The sequence below is a fragment of the Streptomyces sp. NPDC059875 genome (genome assembly GCF_042731085.1).
In the GTDB taxonomy this organism is placed as follows: domain Bacteria; phylum Actinomycetota; class Actinomycetes; order Streptomycetales; family Streptomycetaceae; genus Streptomyces.
In genome coordinates, this window is the sequence record NZ_JBHWJZ010000024.1 from 99,587 (window position 1) to 115,292 (window position 15,706).

At 72.7% G+C, this 15,706-nt stretch carries 13 protein-coding genes; 5 read left to right on the top strand and 8 right to left on the bottom strand.

From position 1 onward, the window contains the following. Positions 1–3 precede the first annotated feature (3 nt). Both rsmD and recG read right to left on the bottom strand, forming a co-directional pair. Entirely contained in the window at positions 4–588 is a 585-nt protein-coding gene (gene rsmD / locus ACFV9D_RS26845; protein WP_385151288.1) for a 16S rRNA (guanine(966)-N(2))-methyltransferase RsmD, read from the bottom strand. 72 nt (positions 589–660) lie between these two features. Then, positions 661–2,880 (bottom strand): ATP-dependent DNA helicase RecG, encoded by a 2,220-nt coding sequence (recG, locus tag ACFV9D_RS26850; RefSeq protein WP_385151291.1) that lies wholly within the window; start codon positions 2,878–2,880, stop codon positions 661–663. A gap of 166 nt (positions 2,881–3,046) precedes the next feature. Between recG and ACFV9D_RS26855 the strand changes: the two genes are divergently transcribed. Together ACFV9D_RS26855 and ACFV9D_RS26860 are read left to right on the top strand one after the other, a co-directional pair. Continuing rightward, entirely contained in the window at positions 3,047–4,858 is a 1,812-nt protein-coding gene (locus ACFV9D_RS26855) for an HSP90 family protein (protein ID WP_385151294.1), read from the top strand. Further along, complete coding sequence (locus ACFV9D_RS26860) at positions 4,855–7,617, top strand: tetratricopeptide repeat protein (protein WP_385151297.1); 2,763 nt, start codon at positions 4,855–4,857, stop codon at positions 7,615–7,617. Before ACFV9D_RS26855 ends, ACFV9D_RS26860 begins: the two co-directional genes overlap by 4 nt. 63 nt (positions 7,618–7,680) lie before the next feature. On the opposite strand, the gene ACFV9D_RS26865 is transcribed toward ACFV9D_RS26860, so the two are convergent. Further along, on the bottom strand, positions 7,681–9,270 hold the full coding sequence (locus tag ACFV9D_RS26865) for a DAK2 domain-containing protein (protein WP_385151396.1): 1,590 nt from the start codon (positions 9,268–9,270) through the stop codon (positions 7,681–7,683). Between the two features lie 240 nt (positions 9,271–9,510). On the opposite strand from ACFV9D_RS26865, the gene rpmB reads away from it, so the two are divergent. Beyond that, positions 9,511–9,696, top strand: a complete 186-nt coding sequence (gene rpmB / locus ACFV9D_RS26870) for a 50S ribosomal protein L28 (RefSeq protein WP_003957616.1) — start codon at positions 9,511–9,513, stop codon at positions 9,694–9,696. 122 nt (positions 9,697–9,818) lie between these two features. Here the strand turns inward: rpmB and thiD are convergent, their stop codons facing one another. Together thiD and ACFV9D_RS26880 are read right to left on the bottom strand one after the other, a co-directional pair. Next, a complete protein-coding gene (gene thiD, locus ACFV9D_RS26875) occupies positions 9,819–10,616 on the bottom strand; it encodes a bifunctional hydroxymethylpyrimidine kinase/phosphomethylpyrimidine kinase (protein ID WP_385151300.1) in 798 nt (265 codons plus the stop codon). Continuing rightward, the gene (locus ACFV9D_RS26880) at positions 10,613–11,575 is read right to left on the bottom strand and encodes a thiamine-phosphate kinase (RefSeq protein WP_385151303.1); all 963 of its coding nucleotides are present in this window, start codon (positions 11,573–11,575) and stop codon (positions 10,613–10,615) included. Before ACFV9D_RS26880 ends, thiD begins: the two co-directional genes overlap by 4 nt. Positions 11,576–11,817: 242 nt before the next feature. Here ACFV9D_RS26880 and ACFV9D_RS26885 point away from each other — a divergent pair, with 242 nt between their 5' ends. Together ACFV9D_RS26885 and ACFV9D_RS26890 are read left to right on the top strand one after the other, a co-directional pair. After that, positions 11,818–12,051 (top strand): Lrp/AsnC family transcriptional regulator, encoded by a 234-nt coding sequence (locus ACFV9D_RS26885; protein WP_028802415.1) that lies wholly within the window; start codon positions 11,818–11,820, stop codon positions 12,049–12,051. Positions 12,052–12,071: 20 nt separating this feature from the next. Further along, positions 12,072–12,569, top strand: coding sequence for a DUF3515 domain-containing protein (locus ACFV9D_RS26890; protein WP_385151306.1), 498 nt, complete (start codon positions 12,072–12,074; stop codon positions 12,567–12,569). A 9-nt stretch (positions 12,570–12,578) separates the two neighbouring features. On the opposite strand, the gene ACFV9D_RS26895 is transcribed toward ACFV9D_RS26890, so the two are convergent. From ACFV9D_RS26895 to ACFV9D_RS26905, 3 genes are all read right to left on the bottom strand, one after another. Further along, positions 12,579–13,718 (bottom strand): D-alanine--D-alanine ligase family protein, encoded by a 1,140-nt coding sequence (locus tag ACFV9D_RS26895; protein ID WP_385151309.1) that lies wholly within the window; start codon positions 13,716–13,718, stop codon positions 12,579–12,581. Between the two features lie 102 nt (positions 13,719–13,820). Beyond that, positions 13,821–14,822, bottom strand: a complete 1,002-nt coding sequence (locus ACFV9D_RS26900; protein WP_385151312.1) for an NAD(P)H-dependent glycerol-3-phosphate dehydrogenase — start codon at positions 14,820–14,822, stop codon at positions 13,821–13,823. Further along, entirely contained in the window at positions 14,819–15,571 is a 753-nt protein-coding gene (locus tag ACFV9D_RS26905; protein ID WP_385151315.1) for a lysophospholipid acyltransferase family protein, read from the bottom strand. Before ACFV9D_RS26905 ends, ACFV9D_RS26900 begins: the two co-directional genes overlap by 4 nt. Positions 15,572–15,706: the final 135 nt, after the last annotated feature.

The following is a 15,706-nucleotide window of genomic DNA, read 5'->3' on the forward strand; positions in this document are numbered from 1 at the left end:
CGGTCATCGTGCGTCTTCGCACGTAGAGGCGGCGCGACCGTACCAAAACGTTCCCTCGCCGTAGCGACGGGCCCGCAGTGGTTCGAAACCGGCCGGCCAGCCGAATTCCCCGCCTCGGGTGCTGCGCTCCACGGTGACGAGCGCGTCCTCGCTGAGCCAGCCCCCAGAGCGGAGTGTGAGCAGGATCTCGCGAAGATCGTCGTCCGAGACGGCGTACGGCGGGTCGAGGAAGACCAGGTCATAAGGGGTGGCGGGGGCCGGTCCCGTCACGATCTGTTCCGCTTTGCCCGTACGGAGTTCCGCGCCGGGCAGTCCGAGCGCGCGGACGTTCTCGCGGACGGTCCGTGCCGCGCGGGCGTCGGCCTCGACCAGGAGGGCGTGGGAGGCGCCCCGGGAGAGCGCCTCCAGGCCGACGGCGCCGGAGCCCGCGTACAGGTCGGCGACCCGGGCGCCGTCGAGGGTGCCGAGGAGCGACTCCCAGGTGGAGAAGAGGCCCTCGCGCGCCCGGTCGGAGGTGGGGCGGGTGCCGTTGCCCGGGGGCACGGCCAGTCGGCGTCCGCCGGCGGTACCGGCGATCACGCGGGTCATGGGAGGTCCTTGCTCTTCTTCGGCGGCTCGGGTCTGTGCCTCCACGATATGACCGGTGAGCGGGGTGTGATGTCACCCCTTCTCCAGGAACTCCTCCCGCTCCTTGTCCAGGAGGGCGTCCAGGGCGGTGCGCAGCTCGGGGTGGTCGGTGAGGTCCGGGTCGGCGAGGACGACGGCGGTCGCCTCCTCGCGAGCGGCGGCGATGACCTCCTCGTCGTCGATGACCGTGAGCATCCGCAGCGAGGAACGGACGCCGGACTGGGCCTGGCCGAGGACGTCGCCCTCGCGGCGCTGCTCCAGGTCGATCCGGGAGAGCTCGAAGCCGTCGAGGGTGGAGGCGACGGCGCCCAGGCGCTGGCGGGCGGGGCTGGCCTCGGGCATCTCGGTGACGAGGAGGCAGAGGCCGGGGGCGGAGCCACGGCCGACGCGGCCGCGGAGCTGGTGGAGCTGGGAGACGCCGAAGCGGTCGGCGTCCATGATCACCATGGCCGTGGCGTTCGGGACGTTGACGCCGACCTCGATGACCGTGGTGGCGACCAGGACGTCGACCTCGCCGGCGGCGAAGCGGCGCATGACGCCGTCCTTGTCGTCCGGGTGCATCCGGCCGTGCAGAACCTCGATGCGGAGCCCGGCGAGGGGGCCCGAGCGGAGCTTCTCGGCGACTTCCAGGACGGCGAGCGGCGGGCGCTTCTCGGCCTCGTCCTCGGGGGACGCCTTCCGCTTCCCCTTCTGCTTCTCGTCCTCGTCGTCGCCGATGCGTGGGCAGACCACGTACGCCTGGTGCCCGTTCTCCACCTCCTCGCGCACCCGCTCCCACGCGCGCGTGAGGAAGTGCGGCTTGTCGGCGGCCGGCACGACATGGCTGGCGATCGGGGAACGCCCGGCGGGCAGCTGGTCCAGGACGGAGGTCTCCAGGTCGCCGAAGACGGTCATGGCGACCGTGCGCGGGATCGGAGTGGCGGTCATGACCAGCAGGTGCGGGGGCTGCTTGCCCTTGCCCCGCAGGGCGTCGCGCTGCTCCACGCCGAAGCGGTGCTGCTCGTCGACCACGACCAGACCGAGGTCGTGGAACTGCACCTTGTCCTCGATCAGCGCGTGCGTGCCGATGACGATCCCGGCCTCGCCGGTGACGAGGTCGAGCAGGGCCTGCCGGCGGGCGGCGACGCCCATGGACCCGGTGAGCAGCACGACCTTGGTGGCGTGCTCGGTCCCGCCGAGCATGCCTCCCTCGGCGAGCTCGCCCATCATCTCGGTGACCGACCGGTGGTGCTGTTGGGCGAGGACCTCGGTGGGGGCGAGCATCGCGGCCTGTCCCCCGGCGTCGACGACGGCGAGCATGGCCCGCAGCGCCACCATCGTCTTCCCGGAACCGACCTCTCCCTGGAGGAGGCGGTGCATGGGGTGCTCGGTGGCGAGGTCGTCGAAGATCTCGCGGGAGACCTTCTGCTGGCCGTCGGTGAGGGTGAAGGGCAGCTTGGCGTCGAAGGCGTCGCGGAGGCCGTCCGGAGCGGGCCTGCGGGCGACGGCGGGCAGTTGGGTGTCCGCGTGCCGGCGGCGGGCGAGGGCGACCTGGAGGACGAAGGCCTCGTCCCACTTCAGCCGCTGGCGGGCGTCCTCGATGTCGGCCTTCGTGCGGGGCCGGTGGACCTTCTGGAGCGCCTCGGGCAGGTCGGTGAGACCGCGGTCCTCGCGCAGGGCGGGCGGCAGCGGGTCGGCGAGCCCGGCCCAGCCGGTCGCGGCCAGGGAGTCCAGAGCGATGGAGACGGACTGCTCGATGGTCCAGGACTCCAGCTGCTTGCAGGCGGGGTAGATCGGCAACAGCTCGTTGGCGAACGCCTTGACCGTCTCGTCGCTGCTCTCGGCGTCCAGGAGCTTGTACTCGGGGTGGGTGAGCTGGAGCTTGCGGTTGAAGACCCCGACCTTGCCGGCGAACATCCCGCGGCGGCCCGGCAGCAGCTCCTTCTGGTGGAAGTGGACCGCCCGGCCGAAGAAGACCAGCTGCATCCGGCCGCTGCCGTCGGTGATCGTGACTTCCAGGCGCTGGCCCTTGCCGCGGCCGCCCTTGTTGAAGGTCAGCACGCGGGCGTCGGCCACCTGCGCGACCACCGTGACGTGCTCGTCCAGCGGCAGGTCGGCGAGGGCGGTGAGCTCGCCGCGCTCGGCGTACCGCCGGGGGTAGTGGTGGAGGAGGTCCCCGACCGTCCGCAGGTCGAGCTGCTCGGCCATCACCTTCGCGGTGGCGGCGCCGAGGAGGTTCTTGAGGGGTTCGTCGAGCACTGGCACGCGTTCCATTGCACACCACTCCACTGACACCCGTCCCGCAGGCTGTGGATATCCCCTGGTCACGTCGGCGTCGTGACCCCTAGGATGACGCGTCTTCCCCTCCTCCGTCGCGATCACCGCCCGCCGGGATCGCCCGACCCGCGCCGTCGCCCGTCCCCCCACCGGCGCAGCGACGATGACTGCTGATCAGACACCGCACACCTTCCAGGTCGATCTGCGCGGACTCGTGGATCTCCTCTCCCACCATCTCTATTCGAGCCCCCGGGTCTACCTGCGCGAACTCCTGCAGAACGCCGTGGACGCGATCACCGCGCGCCGCGCGGAGCAGCCGGACGCCCCTGCGCGGGTCCTGCTGTCCGTGGACGGCGGCGGCCTGCGCGTCGAGGACAGCGGGATCGGACTGACCGAGCACGACGTGCACCACCTGCTCGCCACCATCGGTCGCAGCTCGAAGCGGGCCGACGCCGAGGGCATCGCGAGCGCGCGGGCCGAGTTCCTCGGCCAGTTCGGCATCGGGCTGCTCGCCTGCTTCGTGGTCGCCGCCGAGATCCGGGTGGTCAGCCGCAGCGCCCGTACGCCCGCCGAACCGCCGGTGGAGTGGACGGCCCGCGACGACGGTTCGTACACCGTCCGTACGCTCCCGGACGGCGCGCGCACGGAGCCGGGCACCACGGTGCACCTCACGGCACGCCCCGGCGCCGGCGAGTGGCTGACCGAGGAGAAGGTGCTCGCGCTGGCCCGCGAGTACGGTGCCCTCCTCCCGTACGACGTACGGGTCGGGAACGAGCGGGTCACCGATCTGCCCGCCCCCTGGGACCGTTCGTACCCGAGCCCGGCCGCCCGACGGGTGGCGCTCGCAGGTCACTGCCAGGCGCTGTTCGGCTTCACCCCGCTCGACTCGATCGACCTGGATCTTCCGCTGGCCGGCATCCGGGGGGTTGCGTACGTGCTGCCGTCGGCGGTCAGCCCCGCCCAGCGCGCGGGCCACCGGGTCCATCTCAAGGGCATGTTGCTGACCGAGCGGGCGGACGGGCTGCTGCCCGACTGGGCGTTCTTCGTCCGGTGCGTGCTCGACACGGACAGCCTGCGGCCGACCGCCTCGCGCGAGTCGCTGTACGAGGACGAGACGCTGGCGGGCGTACGGGACGCCTTGGGCGCCGCGGTGCGCGACTGGCTCGGCTCACTGGCCGCGGGCGCCCCCGAGCGCCTGGAACAGTTCCTGTCGGTGCACCACCTCGGCGTGAAGTCGCTGGCCCGGCACGACGGCGAGATGCTGCGGACGATGCTTCCGTGGCTGCCGTTCGAGACGACGGCCGGCCGCCTCTCGCTGGAGGAGTTCGCCCGCCGTCACCCGGTCGTGCACTACACCCGTACCGTCGAGGAGTACCGGCAGGTCGCCGCCATCGCGACCGCGCAGGGCATCGGCGTGGTCAACGGTGGCTACACGTACGACACGGAGCTGGTCGAACGCCTCCCCGAGGTCCGGCCCGGTACTGCGATCGCCGAACTCGACGCGGACACCGTCACCGCCCATCTGGACTCCGTCGACCCGGCGCAGGAGCTGGCGCTCGCGCCGTTCCTCTCGGCGGCGCGCGCCGCTCTGGACCCTCTCGACTGCGACGTGTCCCTGCGGTCCTTCCACCCGCTGACCGTGCCCGCGCTGTACCTCGACGACCGGGCCGCGCGCCACGAACAGGCCCGGGCGGACGCCGAGGAGCAGGCCGACGACCTGTGGGCGGGCATCCTCGGCTCGCTGCGCGGCAGTGCGCCGCGGGCCCGGCTGGTCCTCAACCATCTCAACCCGCTGATCCGCCGGATCGGCTCGCTCGACGACCGTCAGCTCGCGGGGACGGCCGTCGAGGCGCTGTACGGACAGGCGCTGCTGATGGCGCAGCGGCCGCTGCGACCGGCCGACTCGGCGCTCCTCAACCGGGCGTTCGCAGGACTGCTCGAATGGGCCACTCACAACGGGGAGACCGAGGCATGACCCTGACCTTCCAGGCCCTGCGCGAGGCCATGCGGGACAACTCCGAGCAGCCCGAGGGACCCGCACGCAACGCGCGGGCCGAGCGGCTGCTCGCCGAGGCCGAGCAGATCGGCGAGCCGCTGGCCGTCATCGAGGCGCTCGGACACCAGCTGCAGGCGTACAACTACAGCTCCGAGAAGGCGAAGATGTTCGTGCCCTTCTCGCGGCTGCTGCGGATGTGGGACGAGAACCCCGCGGACTTCGACGCGTACGAGGCGCACACCCTGCACTGGGTGTTCAAGTGGGTCTCCAGCGGGATGCTCGACCAGCCGCACATCCCGCTCGCCTCGATCGAGAAGTGGCTCGGCGAGATGGAGCACCGGTACCGGCTCGCGGGGCACTCCGAGCGGGCCGTGCGGCAGGGCGAGTTCCGGGTGGCCCGCCACATCGGGGACCGGGAGCGGGCGGCCCGGGCGTACGCGGCATGGCTGGCGGCCGATCGCGACCGGATGGCGGACTGCCACGCCTGCGAGCTGCACGGGCAGGGCATGTGGTGCGCGGAGCTGGGCGAGGACGAGAAAGCCCTGGAGATCTGGGCGCCGGTCCTGTCGGGCGAACACACCTGCGCCCATGAGCCGCACGCGGTCCTGGCGTCCTCGCTGCTGCCGCTGCTCCGGCTCGGCCGGGGCGAGCATGCCCGTGCGAACCATCTGCGCGGGTACCGCCTGGTGCGGCCGATGGAGAGCATGCGCGGTGCGGTGGCGGAGCACATCGAGTTCTGCGCGCTGACCGGGAACGAGGCGCGGGGTCTGGAGATCCTCGCGGAGCGTCCGGCGTACTTCACGGACTGCGGTGACCCGGACAGCCATCTGGACTTCCTGGCCGTGACGGCGCTGCTGATGGACCGGCTGGTGGCGCTCGGGCACGGCGGACAGCCGGTGCCGGGGCCGGCGCGCCCCGCGGGCTCCTCGTGGACCGCTGCCGAACTCGCCGGCCACGCGCGCGTGGAGGCGCTGGCGGTCGCCCGCCGCTTCGACGACCGCAACGGTACGGACCGGGTGAGCGAGCTCGTCCGGGCGCGGATGGCGCGGACGCCACTGCTGGACCGGCTGCCGCTGGGGGTACGGGCGCAGGGACCGGTGCCGATCCCGGTGCCGGTGCCGTTGCCCGCCCCGGAGCCCGTGGTGGAGCCGCGCGAGCTGCTCGCGGAGGCGCGGCGGCTGTCGAAGGAGCGGAACCCGGCCGCACGGGCGGCCTGGGACGCCGTGGCGGCCGCCGAGATCGAGCTGGACGCGCTCGGGCGGGCCGAGCTCGACGACCATCGGGCGATGGCCTTCGCGGACGGCCCGGCGGAGGCGGCGCGGCTGTTCCGCGCGGCGGCCGAGGGGTACGAGTCGGCCGGTGACCGTGGCGAGGCGGAGGCGGCCCGGGCCAGGGCGGCGTACGCGCTCGCGCTCGACGAGCGGGTGGGGGAGGCGTCGGCGGCCGTCGAGGAGGCGATCGCCCGGGTGCTCGCGCTGCACGCCGAGGAGGCGGCCACGGCCCGGCAGGCGGCCGGGGCGCTGCTGAGCCGGGTCCGTATCCGGCTGCTGGTGCTGCACGAGGGGGACGGTGCGGACGCGCAGCAGCCCGCGCCCGGCAAGGACGGCGCGCCTGGTGAGCAGCCCGCGCACGCCGAAGAACTCGCGCCTGCCCAGGCGCTCGCAGGGGCCGTGGACGACCTGCTCGCCTTCACGGCGCCGTACGGCGACGATCCCGAGGTCGCGGACCGGGTCGCCATGGCCGAGGCCGTACGGGGCGACCTGGCGGCGTACGAGGGGGACGCCGAGGGGGCGGCCCGCCGGTACGCGTACGCGGCGGAGCGCTACCACCGGGCCGGGATGCCGTTCCACGCGGTCGAGCCGGAGAGCCGACTCTCGAGGGTCGCCCTGCACCTGGGTGACCTGGAGACCGCCGAGCGGGCGGCGCGGGCGGCCCTCGACCACGGCGCGGAGCACGCCGGGACGGCCGGGCAGAGCCGGCTCAGGCTCCAGCTCGCCGAAGTCATCGGCGCGGCCGGGCGGTTCGGCGAGGCGGCGGAGCACGCCCTGGAGGCGGCGCACTGGGCCGACGAGGCCGGCGAGAGCCGGGGCATCGGCGCGTACGCCCGGCATCTGCTGGGCGGTTGGCTGCTGCGGGAGGAGCGGACCGAGGAGGCGGCGACGATTCTGGAGTCGGCGCTGCTGGACCTCTCCGTGGAGGAACACGGCGACGGGACGGTGGTCCAGACACTGTGGTGGCTCGGCGACTGCCTGATGGCGCTGGACGAGCCCCGGTCGGCGGCGGAGCAGTGGCTGCGGGCGGCGGAGTTCGCGAAGGAGTGGCCGGAGCAGCGGGACCACGCGATGCTCGCGAACCTGGCGGCGCAGGCGTTGCTGCGGGCGGAGCTGAAGCCGCAGGCCGCGGCGGCGTACGAGCGGGCGGGCGAGCTGTGGCGTGCGCTGGGCGACACGTCGGCGTACGTGCGGACCCTGCGGGTCCGGGCGTGGATCGCGGGCGCGGCCGGGGAGGGGCGGGCGCTGATGGACGCGGCGGCGGAGGCGTGCGGGTCGGACGTGGTGGAGCTGGCGGACACGTGTGTCCAGGCGGCGGAGCTGCTCGCGGAGACGGACGCGGGGGTGGCGCTGTCGTACGCGGAGCGGGCGGTGTCGGCGTTCGCCTCGGCCGGTCCCGAATTCGGCGACCGGCAGGCGACGGCGGAACGGCTGGCGACGACGCTGCGGTCCCAGGCGACGGCCTGAGCCCCCGATTGCGGGCATCCGTTCCGCACCAGGGAAACGGATGCCCACACCCTTGAGGGGTGGCTACTCCACGCCGATCAGAAGCGGTGGTGCGCCCACGCCGCCGCGGTACGTCGTCGTGTCCACCGCCAGGTACGTCTCGCGGACGTGGCGTTCGAGGGCCGTCGCGAGCGACGGCGGCGTCTCGTCCGCCACGATCAGGGTCACCAGCTCGCCGCCCGCCGACAGCATGCGGTCCAGGACCGTGCGGGCCGTCGTCGTCAGGTCCTGGCCGATGACCGCGACGTCGCCCTCGATCAGGCCGAGGACGTCGCCGGCCTGGCAGACGCCGGCCGAGGTGAAGGACTGGCGTTCGGCGACGGCGAGTTCGGCGTACCGGGTCGCCCCCGCCGCCGCCGTCATCGCCACCACGTCCTCGTCGAAGCGCCGGTCCGGCTCGTGCACGGCGAGCGCCGCGATGCCCTGGACGGCGGCCCGGGTCGGGATCAGGGCGACCCTGATGCCCTCCGCGCGGGCCTGTTCGGCCGCGGCGCCCGCCGTGTGCCGCAGGTCGGTGTCGTTCGGCAGGAGCACGACCTCGCGCGCGTGGGCCCGCCGGATCGCGTCGACGAGCTCGCCGCTGGCCGGCGGCTCCCCCGGCCTGGCCAGCACCGTCGTCGCGCCGACCTCTGCGCACAGGCCCGCGAGCCCCTCCCCCGGGACGACCGCCACGACGGCGCGCTGCAGCCGCTCCCGTACCTCCGGGACGCCCGCGAAGTGCGTGATCCGGATCCGGTACGGGCGCCCCGCCTCCACGCCCGCCTCCACGGCCGCCCCCGCGTCGTCGACGTGGACGTGCACGTTCCACAGCCCGTCCCCGCCGACCACGACCAGCGAGTCGCCCAGCGCGTCCAGCCGGGCCCGCAGCCGTTCCACGGCCGCGTCCTCCGCCTCCAGGAGGTAGATCACCTCGAAGGCGGGCCCGGCGGGTCCGTCCTCCGGGGCGCACACCTCGTCGGCGAGGATCGGCCGGTGCGCCGCCACGGGCCGTACCTGTGCCTCTCCCGACACGACCTCCACCAGCGCCCCCAGGACGGCCACCAGACCCCGCCCGCCCGCGTCCACGACCCCGGCGCGCTCGAGGACGGCCAGTTGTCCGGTGGTGGCCTCCAGGGCGGTCCTGGCCCCCTCGTACGCCCCCCTGGCCACCGCCACGAGGCTGCCGCCGCTCTCACAGGCGTCGGCCGCCGCTCCCGCCACGCTCAGGATCGTTCCTTCGACGGGGTGCGCCACGGCCTCCCGAGCCGCTCGGGAGGCCGCCGCCAGGGACCGGGCGAGGTGATCGCCGTCACGGCCGTTCGCGAGTACGGACGCCATGCCGCGCAGCAGCTGCGAGAGAATCGTTCCGGAGTTGCCCCGGGCACCGATCAGGGCGCCGTGCGCCATGGCCCGTATGGCGTCGCCCGCGTCGGGGTCGTCCGCCGCGAAGACCGCCTCGACCGCCTGGGCGGCGGACTCCACCGTCAGATACAGGTTCGTGCCGGTGTCCCCGTCGGCGATCGGATAGACGTTGATCGCGTCGATCTCCTCGCGCTCCCTGCCGAGCGCGTCCAGCGCCCGTACGCACCAGGAGCGGACCGCTGCGGCGTCGAGGGTCTGCGCGGTCTGCGGCAACGGGTGATCCTCCTGCTCGGCGGCGGCTGCGGTGAAGCTCACCGCAGGGTAGACCCGCTCGTGACCTGGGGCCGGGGCGGGGGCCGCGGTGACCGTGGTAGTTTCGTTCTACGGGAGCAGCCGTTGTATGCTGCTTCGGTTGCCCGGCGAGAGTCGGGCCATTCCCCCGGCAAGCCACTTCAGAACTCTGATTCCGGTGCGCCGGATTTCACTGTAAATCTGAAGTCTTTGGAGTGACCCGTGGCTGCCAACTGCGACGTCTGCGGCAAGGGGCCGGGCTTCGGCAACAACATTTCGCACTCGCACCGCCGTACGTCTCGTCGCTGGAACCCGAACATCCAGCGTGTGCGTGCCGTGGTCGGTCGGACGCCGAAGCGGCTCAACGTCTGCACCTCGTGCATCAAGGCCGGCAAGGTCTCGCGCTAACGCCGACGTTTCGTCGTAGCGCAGCCCCTGCGGTTGCCTTGAAAGGCCGGTTCACCTTGGTGAACCGGCCTTTTGCCATGCCCGGAGACGAAACCCGCCAGGGCCTGCCCGCCGGACAGGCCCTAGGCGCGCAGTCGCCAGCCGTGGTCCACCGGGCCGATCCCCGCGCCCAGCGCGAAGCCGGCCGCGATCGCCCCGGTCACGTATTCCTTCGCCTCCCGTACCGCCTCCGGCACGGTCAGCCCCTTCGCGAGGCCCGACGCCACCGCAGAGGCCAGCGTGCAGCCCGTGCCGTGGGTGTGCCGGTTGTCGTGCCGGGGGGCGCGCAGCCAGTGCTCCTCGCTGCCGTCCGTGAGCAGGTCGACGGCGTCGCCTTCGAGATGGCCGCCCTTGATGAGCGCCCACCGCGGCCCGTACGACAGGATCGCCGCGGCCGCCTCCCGCAGATCGGACTCCCGCTCGACGACGACACCTGTGAGCTGCGCCACCTCGTCGAGGTTGGGCGTGGCCACGGTCGCCACCGGCAGCAGCTTCGTCCGTACGGAATCCAGCGCCGATGCCGCGAGCAGCGGGTCCCCGTGCTTGGAGACCCCGACCGGGTCGACGACGACGGGCGTGTCCGGCGTGCCGGCGAGCAGCTCCGCCACGGTCTCCACGAGGGCGGCGGAGGCCAGCATGCCGGTCTTCACGGCCTGGACGCCGATGTCGTCGACGACGGCCCGGTACTGGGCCCGTACGGCCTCCTCCGGCAGTTCCCACGCGCCCTGGACGCCCAGCGAGTTCTGGGCGGTGACGGCGGTCAGCACGCTCATGCCGTGGACGCCGAGGGCGAGCATCGTCTTCAGGTCGGCCTGGATGCCGGCGCCGCCGCCGGAGTCGGATCCGGCGACAGTCAGGACGAGCGGCAGCGGCGGCGTCACTCGTGGCCTCCGAAGTGGTCCCAGCCGCCCTTGCTGTGCCAGGGCGCCCCGTCCACCGTCACCTGCGGCAGCGCGGAGGGGTTCAGGACCTCGCCGATGACCTTCCAGCGGGCCGGCAGCTTCACGTCCGGCGGGAACGTGGCGACGATCGCGTGGTCCTCTCCCCCGGTGAGCACCCACTGCAGCGGGTCCACACCCACCGCCTGGCCGATGTCGTTCATCTGGGTCGGAATGTCGATGCTGCCCGAGCGCAGATCGATGCGGACCTTGCTGGCCTCGGCGATGTGGCCGAGGTCGGCGATCAGTCCGTCGCTGACGTCGCACATGGCGGTGGCGCCGAGCCCGGCGGCCGCGGGGCCCGCGTGGTACGGCGGTTCGGGCCGGCGGTGGGCCTCGACGAAGGCGCGCGGGGAGCGGAAGCCGCGGGAGAGCACCGCGTATCCGGCGGCGGACCAGCCGAGCCAGCCGGTGTACGCGACGACGTCGCCGGGCTGGGCCCCGCCCCGGGTCACCGGGTCGTGGTTGCGCAGGTCGCCGAGGGCGGTGATGGCGATGGTGATGGTGTCGCCGCGGACGACGTCGCCGCCGACGACGGCCGCGCCGGCGACCTGGCACTCGTCGCGCAGGCCGTCCATGAGTTCGACGGGCCAGGTGGCGGGGAGCTCGGCGGGGACGACCAGGCCAAGCAGCAGCGCGGTGGGGACGGCGCCCATGGCGGCGATGTCGGCGAGGTTCTGTGCGGCCGCCTTGCGGCCGACGTCGTACGCCGTCGACCAGTCGCGGCGGAAGTGACGTCCTTCGAGCAGGATGTCCGTACTGGCCACCACGCGCCGGTCGGGTGCGGAGACGACCGCGGCGTCGTCGCCGGGTCCGATCCGTACCGCCGGGGTGGAGGTGAGCCGGGAGGTGAGCTCTCTGATGAGCCCGAACTCCCCCAGTTCTCCTACTGTGCCCTTCACCGCGTCTCACCTCGTGTTGTCGTGCCGGCCGTGCGCGTCGCCCGCCGCTCGCTCTGCCGCTCGCTCTGCGGGTCGCGAGCCGTCACCGCGCTGGGTACCGTCAAGTAGACCGTCAACTTCTGTCGTGCGTACGCCACACTGTGGGCGCCTCGGGGCGCGCAGGTCTCCCCGCGGCCCTCGGCGACGCGGTACCGTGGCGTCCCTTTCTCCCACAAGATCCTCGTGGCCGCCCTGGAGGTTCCGTGGTACAGGCGTACATCCTTATTCAGACCGAGGTGGGCAAGGCGTCGACCGTCGCCGAGACCATCTCCAAGATCCCGGGGGTGATCCAGGCGGAAGACGTGACGGGCCCGTACGACGTGATCGTCCGTGCCCAGGCCGACACGGTCGACGAGCTGGGCCGCATGGTGGTCGCCAAGGTCCAGCAAGTGGACGGCATCACGCGGACCCTCACCTGCCCGGTCGTGCATCTGTAGCCCCCGTCTACCCTTGGCCGGTGAAGTCTTCCCACCGGCCCTTCGGCCTGCCCGCCGCCGCGTCAGCCGCCGTGCTGCTGCTGACCGCCGCGGGCTGCTCCTCCACGGACGCGAAGGCGTCGATCCCGGTTCCCAGCCCTCCGGCGGAGGAGGCCGTCCTCTGCCAGGCGCTGGCGAAGGAGCTTCCGGACACCGTGGCGGGGCTGGAACGGAACGATCCGGAGCCCGAGTCCGAGCTGACCGCCGGGTGGGGGGACGCGGCGATCGTACTGCGCTGCGGCGTTCCCCGGCCCGAAAAGATGACCGATCCCCAGTCCCAGGGCATCTCCGTGAACGGCGTGCGCTGGATGCTGGAACGGCCGGAGGGCGGCGGGCCCCGCTTCACCTCGGTGTACAGGGAGACGTACGTCGAGGTGACGCTGGACGAGCGGTACGCGCACGACGCCTCACCGCTCGCGGATCTCGCCGCCCCCGTGGAGAAGGCCGTTCCGTGCGCTCTGGAACCGGAGTGCGACTAGGGGGTGCCCCTAGCGCAGGCCCGTGGAGCGGGTCAGCGCGGCCTGGATCAGCCGGTCGACGAGCTCCGGGTAGCTGACGCCGCTCTCCTGCCACATGCGCGGGTACATGGAGATCGGGGTGAAGCCCGGCATCGTGTTGATCTCGTTGATCACGAACTCGCCGTCCTCGGTGAGGAAGAAGTCCGCACGGACCAGGCCCTCGCAGGACACGGCCTCGTACGCGGCGACCGCGAGCCGCTGGACCTCGGCGGTGGCCTCGTCGCCGATCGGCGCGGGCACGATCCCGGAGGCCGAGTCGATGTACTTGGCCTCGAAGTCGTAGAAGTCGTGGTCGGTGACGGGCGGGATCTCGGCCGGCACGCTGGCGCGCGGGCCGTCCTCGAACTCCAGGACGCCGCACTCGATCTCGCGGCCGCGCAGCAGCGACTCGACGAGGATCTTGGGGTCGTGGCGCCGCGCCTCCTCGATGGCCTCGTCCAGGCCGGAGAGGTCGTCGACCTTGGTGATGCCCATGGAGGAGCCGCCACGGGCGGGCTTCACGAAGAGCGGCCAGCCGTGCTCGGCGGCGAACTCGACGATCTTCTTGCGGGCGGCCGCGGGATTCTGCTCCCACTCACGCGGCCGGATCACCTCGTACGGGCCGACGGGCAGCCCGAAGGAGGTGAACACCCGCTTCATGTACTCCTTGTCCTGGCCGACGGCGGAGGCGAGGACGCCCGCGCCGACGTAGGGGACGCCGGAGAGCTCCAGGAGGCCCTGGAGGGTGCCGTCCTCGCCGTACGGGCCGTGCAGCATCGGGAAGACGACGTCGACCTCGCCGAGCGCCTTGGGCACGGAGCCGGGCTCGGTGTACACGACCTCGCGGTTGGCCGGGTCGACGGAGAGGACGACGCCGCCCTGCTCGGACTCGGCGAGGTCGGAGACGTTCGGCAGCGCGCGGTCGGCGATGGCCATCCGCTCGGGGGCGTCGGCGGTCAGCGCCCAGCGCCCGTCCGTCGTGATGCCGATGGGCAGCACGTCGTACTTGGTCCGGTCGATGGCGCGCAGGACGGCGCCGGCCGTGACGACGGAGATGGCGTGCTCGGAGCTGCGTCCGCCGAAGACGACGGCCACGCGCGGCTTGCGGGGGCTCTGGGTGTTCTCGCTCATAACGCGTTGAGCGTACCTTGCGTGTTCGATGCGCTTAAGAGCCCCGGCCCGCCGCGCGCGTCCGGCGTAGTGCGCGCCTCGGCGGCGGGCCCGGGGGCGGACTCAGCGGCGCTCGGACTTGGCGCTGCGCGACATCAGTTCCTTGAGGGCGACGATCGGCGGCTTGCCCTCGTGGACGATGGAGACGACCGTCTCGGTGATCGGCATGTCGACACCGTGGCGGCGGGCCAGATCGAGCACGGACTCGCAGGACTTGACGCCCTCCGCGGTCTGCTTGGTCGCCGCGATGGTCTCCTCCAGGGTCATTCCGCGGCCCAGGTTGGTGCCGAAGGTGTTGTTCCGGGAGAGCGGCGAGGAACAGGTGGCCACCAGGTCGCCGAGTCCGGCGAGGCCGGAGAACGTCAGCGGGTCGGCGCCCATCGCGAGGCCGAGCCGGGTGGTCTCGGCGAGGCCGCGGGTGATGAGCGTGGCCTTGGAGTTGTCGCCGAGCCCCATGCCGTTGGCGATGCCGACGGCGAGCCCGATGACGTTCTTGACCGCGCCGCCGAGCTCGCAGCCCACCACGTCGGTGTTGGTGTAGGGGCGGAAGTACGGGGTCATGCAGGCCGCCTGGACCCGCTGCGCGACCGTCTCGTCGACACAGGCCACGACAGCGGCGGCCGGCTGCCGGGCGGCGATCTCCAGAGCCAGGTTGGGTCCGGTCAGGACGGCCACGCGCTCGGCGGGCACGTCGGCGACCTCGATGATGACCTCGCTCATCCGCTCGGCAGTGCCGAGTTCGACGCCCTTCATCAGGGAGACGAGGACAGTGTCGGGGGCCAGCTTGGGGGCCCACTCGGCGAGGTTGGCGCGCAGCGTCTGCGAGGGCACGACGAGGACGGTGAAGTCGGCGTCGTGGGCTGCCTCGGCGGGGTCGGTGGTGGCCCGGACGTTCGCCGGGAGTTCGATGCCCGGGAGGTAGTCGGGGTTGGTGCGGGTGGTGTTGATGGCCTCGGCGAGTTCGGCGCGGCGGCCCCAGAGGGTCACCTCGCAGCCCGCGTCGGCGAGCACCATGCCGAAGGCCGTGCCCCACGATCCGGTGCCGAATACGGCTGCCTTGGTCACTTCGTGCCCTCCCCGGCGGCCTTGCGCCGCTGTTCCAGCCGGGCCTTGCGGTGGTCGTACGGCTCGGCCGGTGCCTTCTCGCCGCGTACGTCCTCCAGGATCGCGGTGATCGCGGCCATGATGACCTCGGTCGCCTCGCGCAGCACTTCGGGCGTCGGCTCCTGGCCGTAGAAGCGCGAGAGGTCGACGGGCGGGCCGGCCTGCACGATCAGCGTCTTGCGCGGGAACAGGTTGAGCTTGTTCTCCTTGGCGTACGGCGGCATCGCGAGGTTGGCGCCCCACTGGGCGACCGGGATGACCGGGGCCTTGGTGAGCAGCGCGACGCGGGCGGCGCCGGTCTTGCCGGCCATGGGCCACATGTCGGGGTCGCGGGTGAGGGTGCCCTCGGGGTAGAAGGCGACGCATTCACCGCGCTCGATGGCCTCGACGGCGGCGCGGAACGCGTCCAGGGCGTTGGTCGTCTCGCGGTAGACGGGGATCTGTCCGGTGCCGCGCAGCATCGTGCCGACGAACGAGCCCTTGAAGAGGCCGGCCTTGGCCAGGAAGCGCGGGACACGTCCGGTGTTGTACTGGTAGTGCGCGTACGACAACGGGTCCAGATACGAGTTGTGATTGACGGCGGTGATGAATCCGCCGTCGGTCGGAATGTGTTCCGTTCCGCGCCAGTCCCGCTTGAACAGAACCACCAGCGGCGGTTTAGCGATGACCGCCGCCAGGCGGTACCAGAAGCCGATTCTGCGGCGGGACACTCGTGCACCTTCCTCTGGGACTGGCGTGCAGGGGGTCAAGTGTCGCCCCATGCTCCTGGTCTGTCGAGAACACCGTACGCCCCGGGCTCCCGCCGCCGCCGGGCACCGGCCCCTCCGGCCCGTCGGACACGGTGG

What these genes read in the sequence shown, in the direction of transcription:
- ACFV9D_RS26855 (WP_385151294.1), top strand. Translation starts at nt 3,047, where the DNA reads ATGACTGCTGATCAGACACCGCACACCTTCCAGGTCGATCTGCGCGGA.
- rsmD (WP_385151288.1), bottom strand. Translation starts at nt 588, where the DNA reads ATGACCCGCGTGATCGCCGGTACCGCCGGCGGACGCCGACTGGCCGTG.
- ACFV9D_RS26860 (WP_385151297.1), top strand. Translation starts at nt 4,855, where the DNA reads ATGACCCTGACCTTCCAGGCCCTGCGCGAGGCCATGCGGGACAACTCC.
- ACFV9D_RS26895 (WP_385151309.1), bottom strand. Translation starts at nt 13,718, where the DNA reads ATGAGCGAGAACACCCAGAGCCCCCGCAAGCCGCGCGTGGCCGTCGTC.
- recG (WP_385151291.1), bottom strand. Translation starts at nt 2,880, where the DNA reads ATGGAACGCGTGCCAGTGCTCGACGAACCCCTCAAGAACCTCCTCGGC.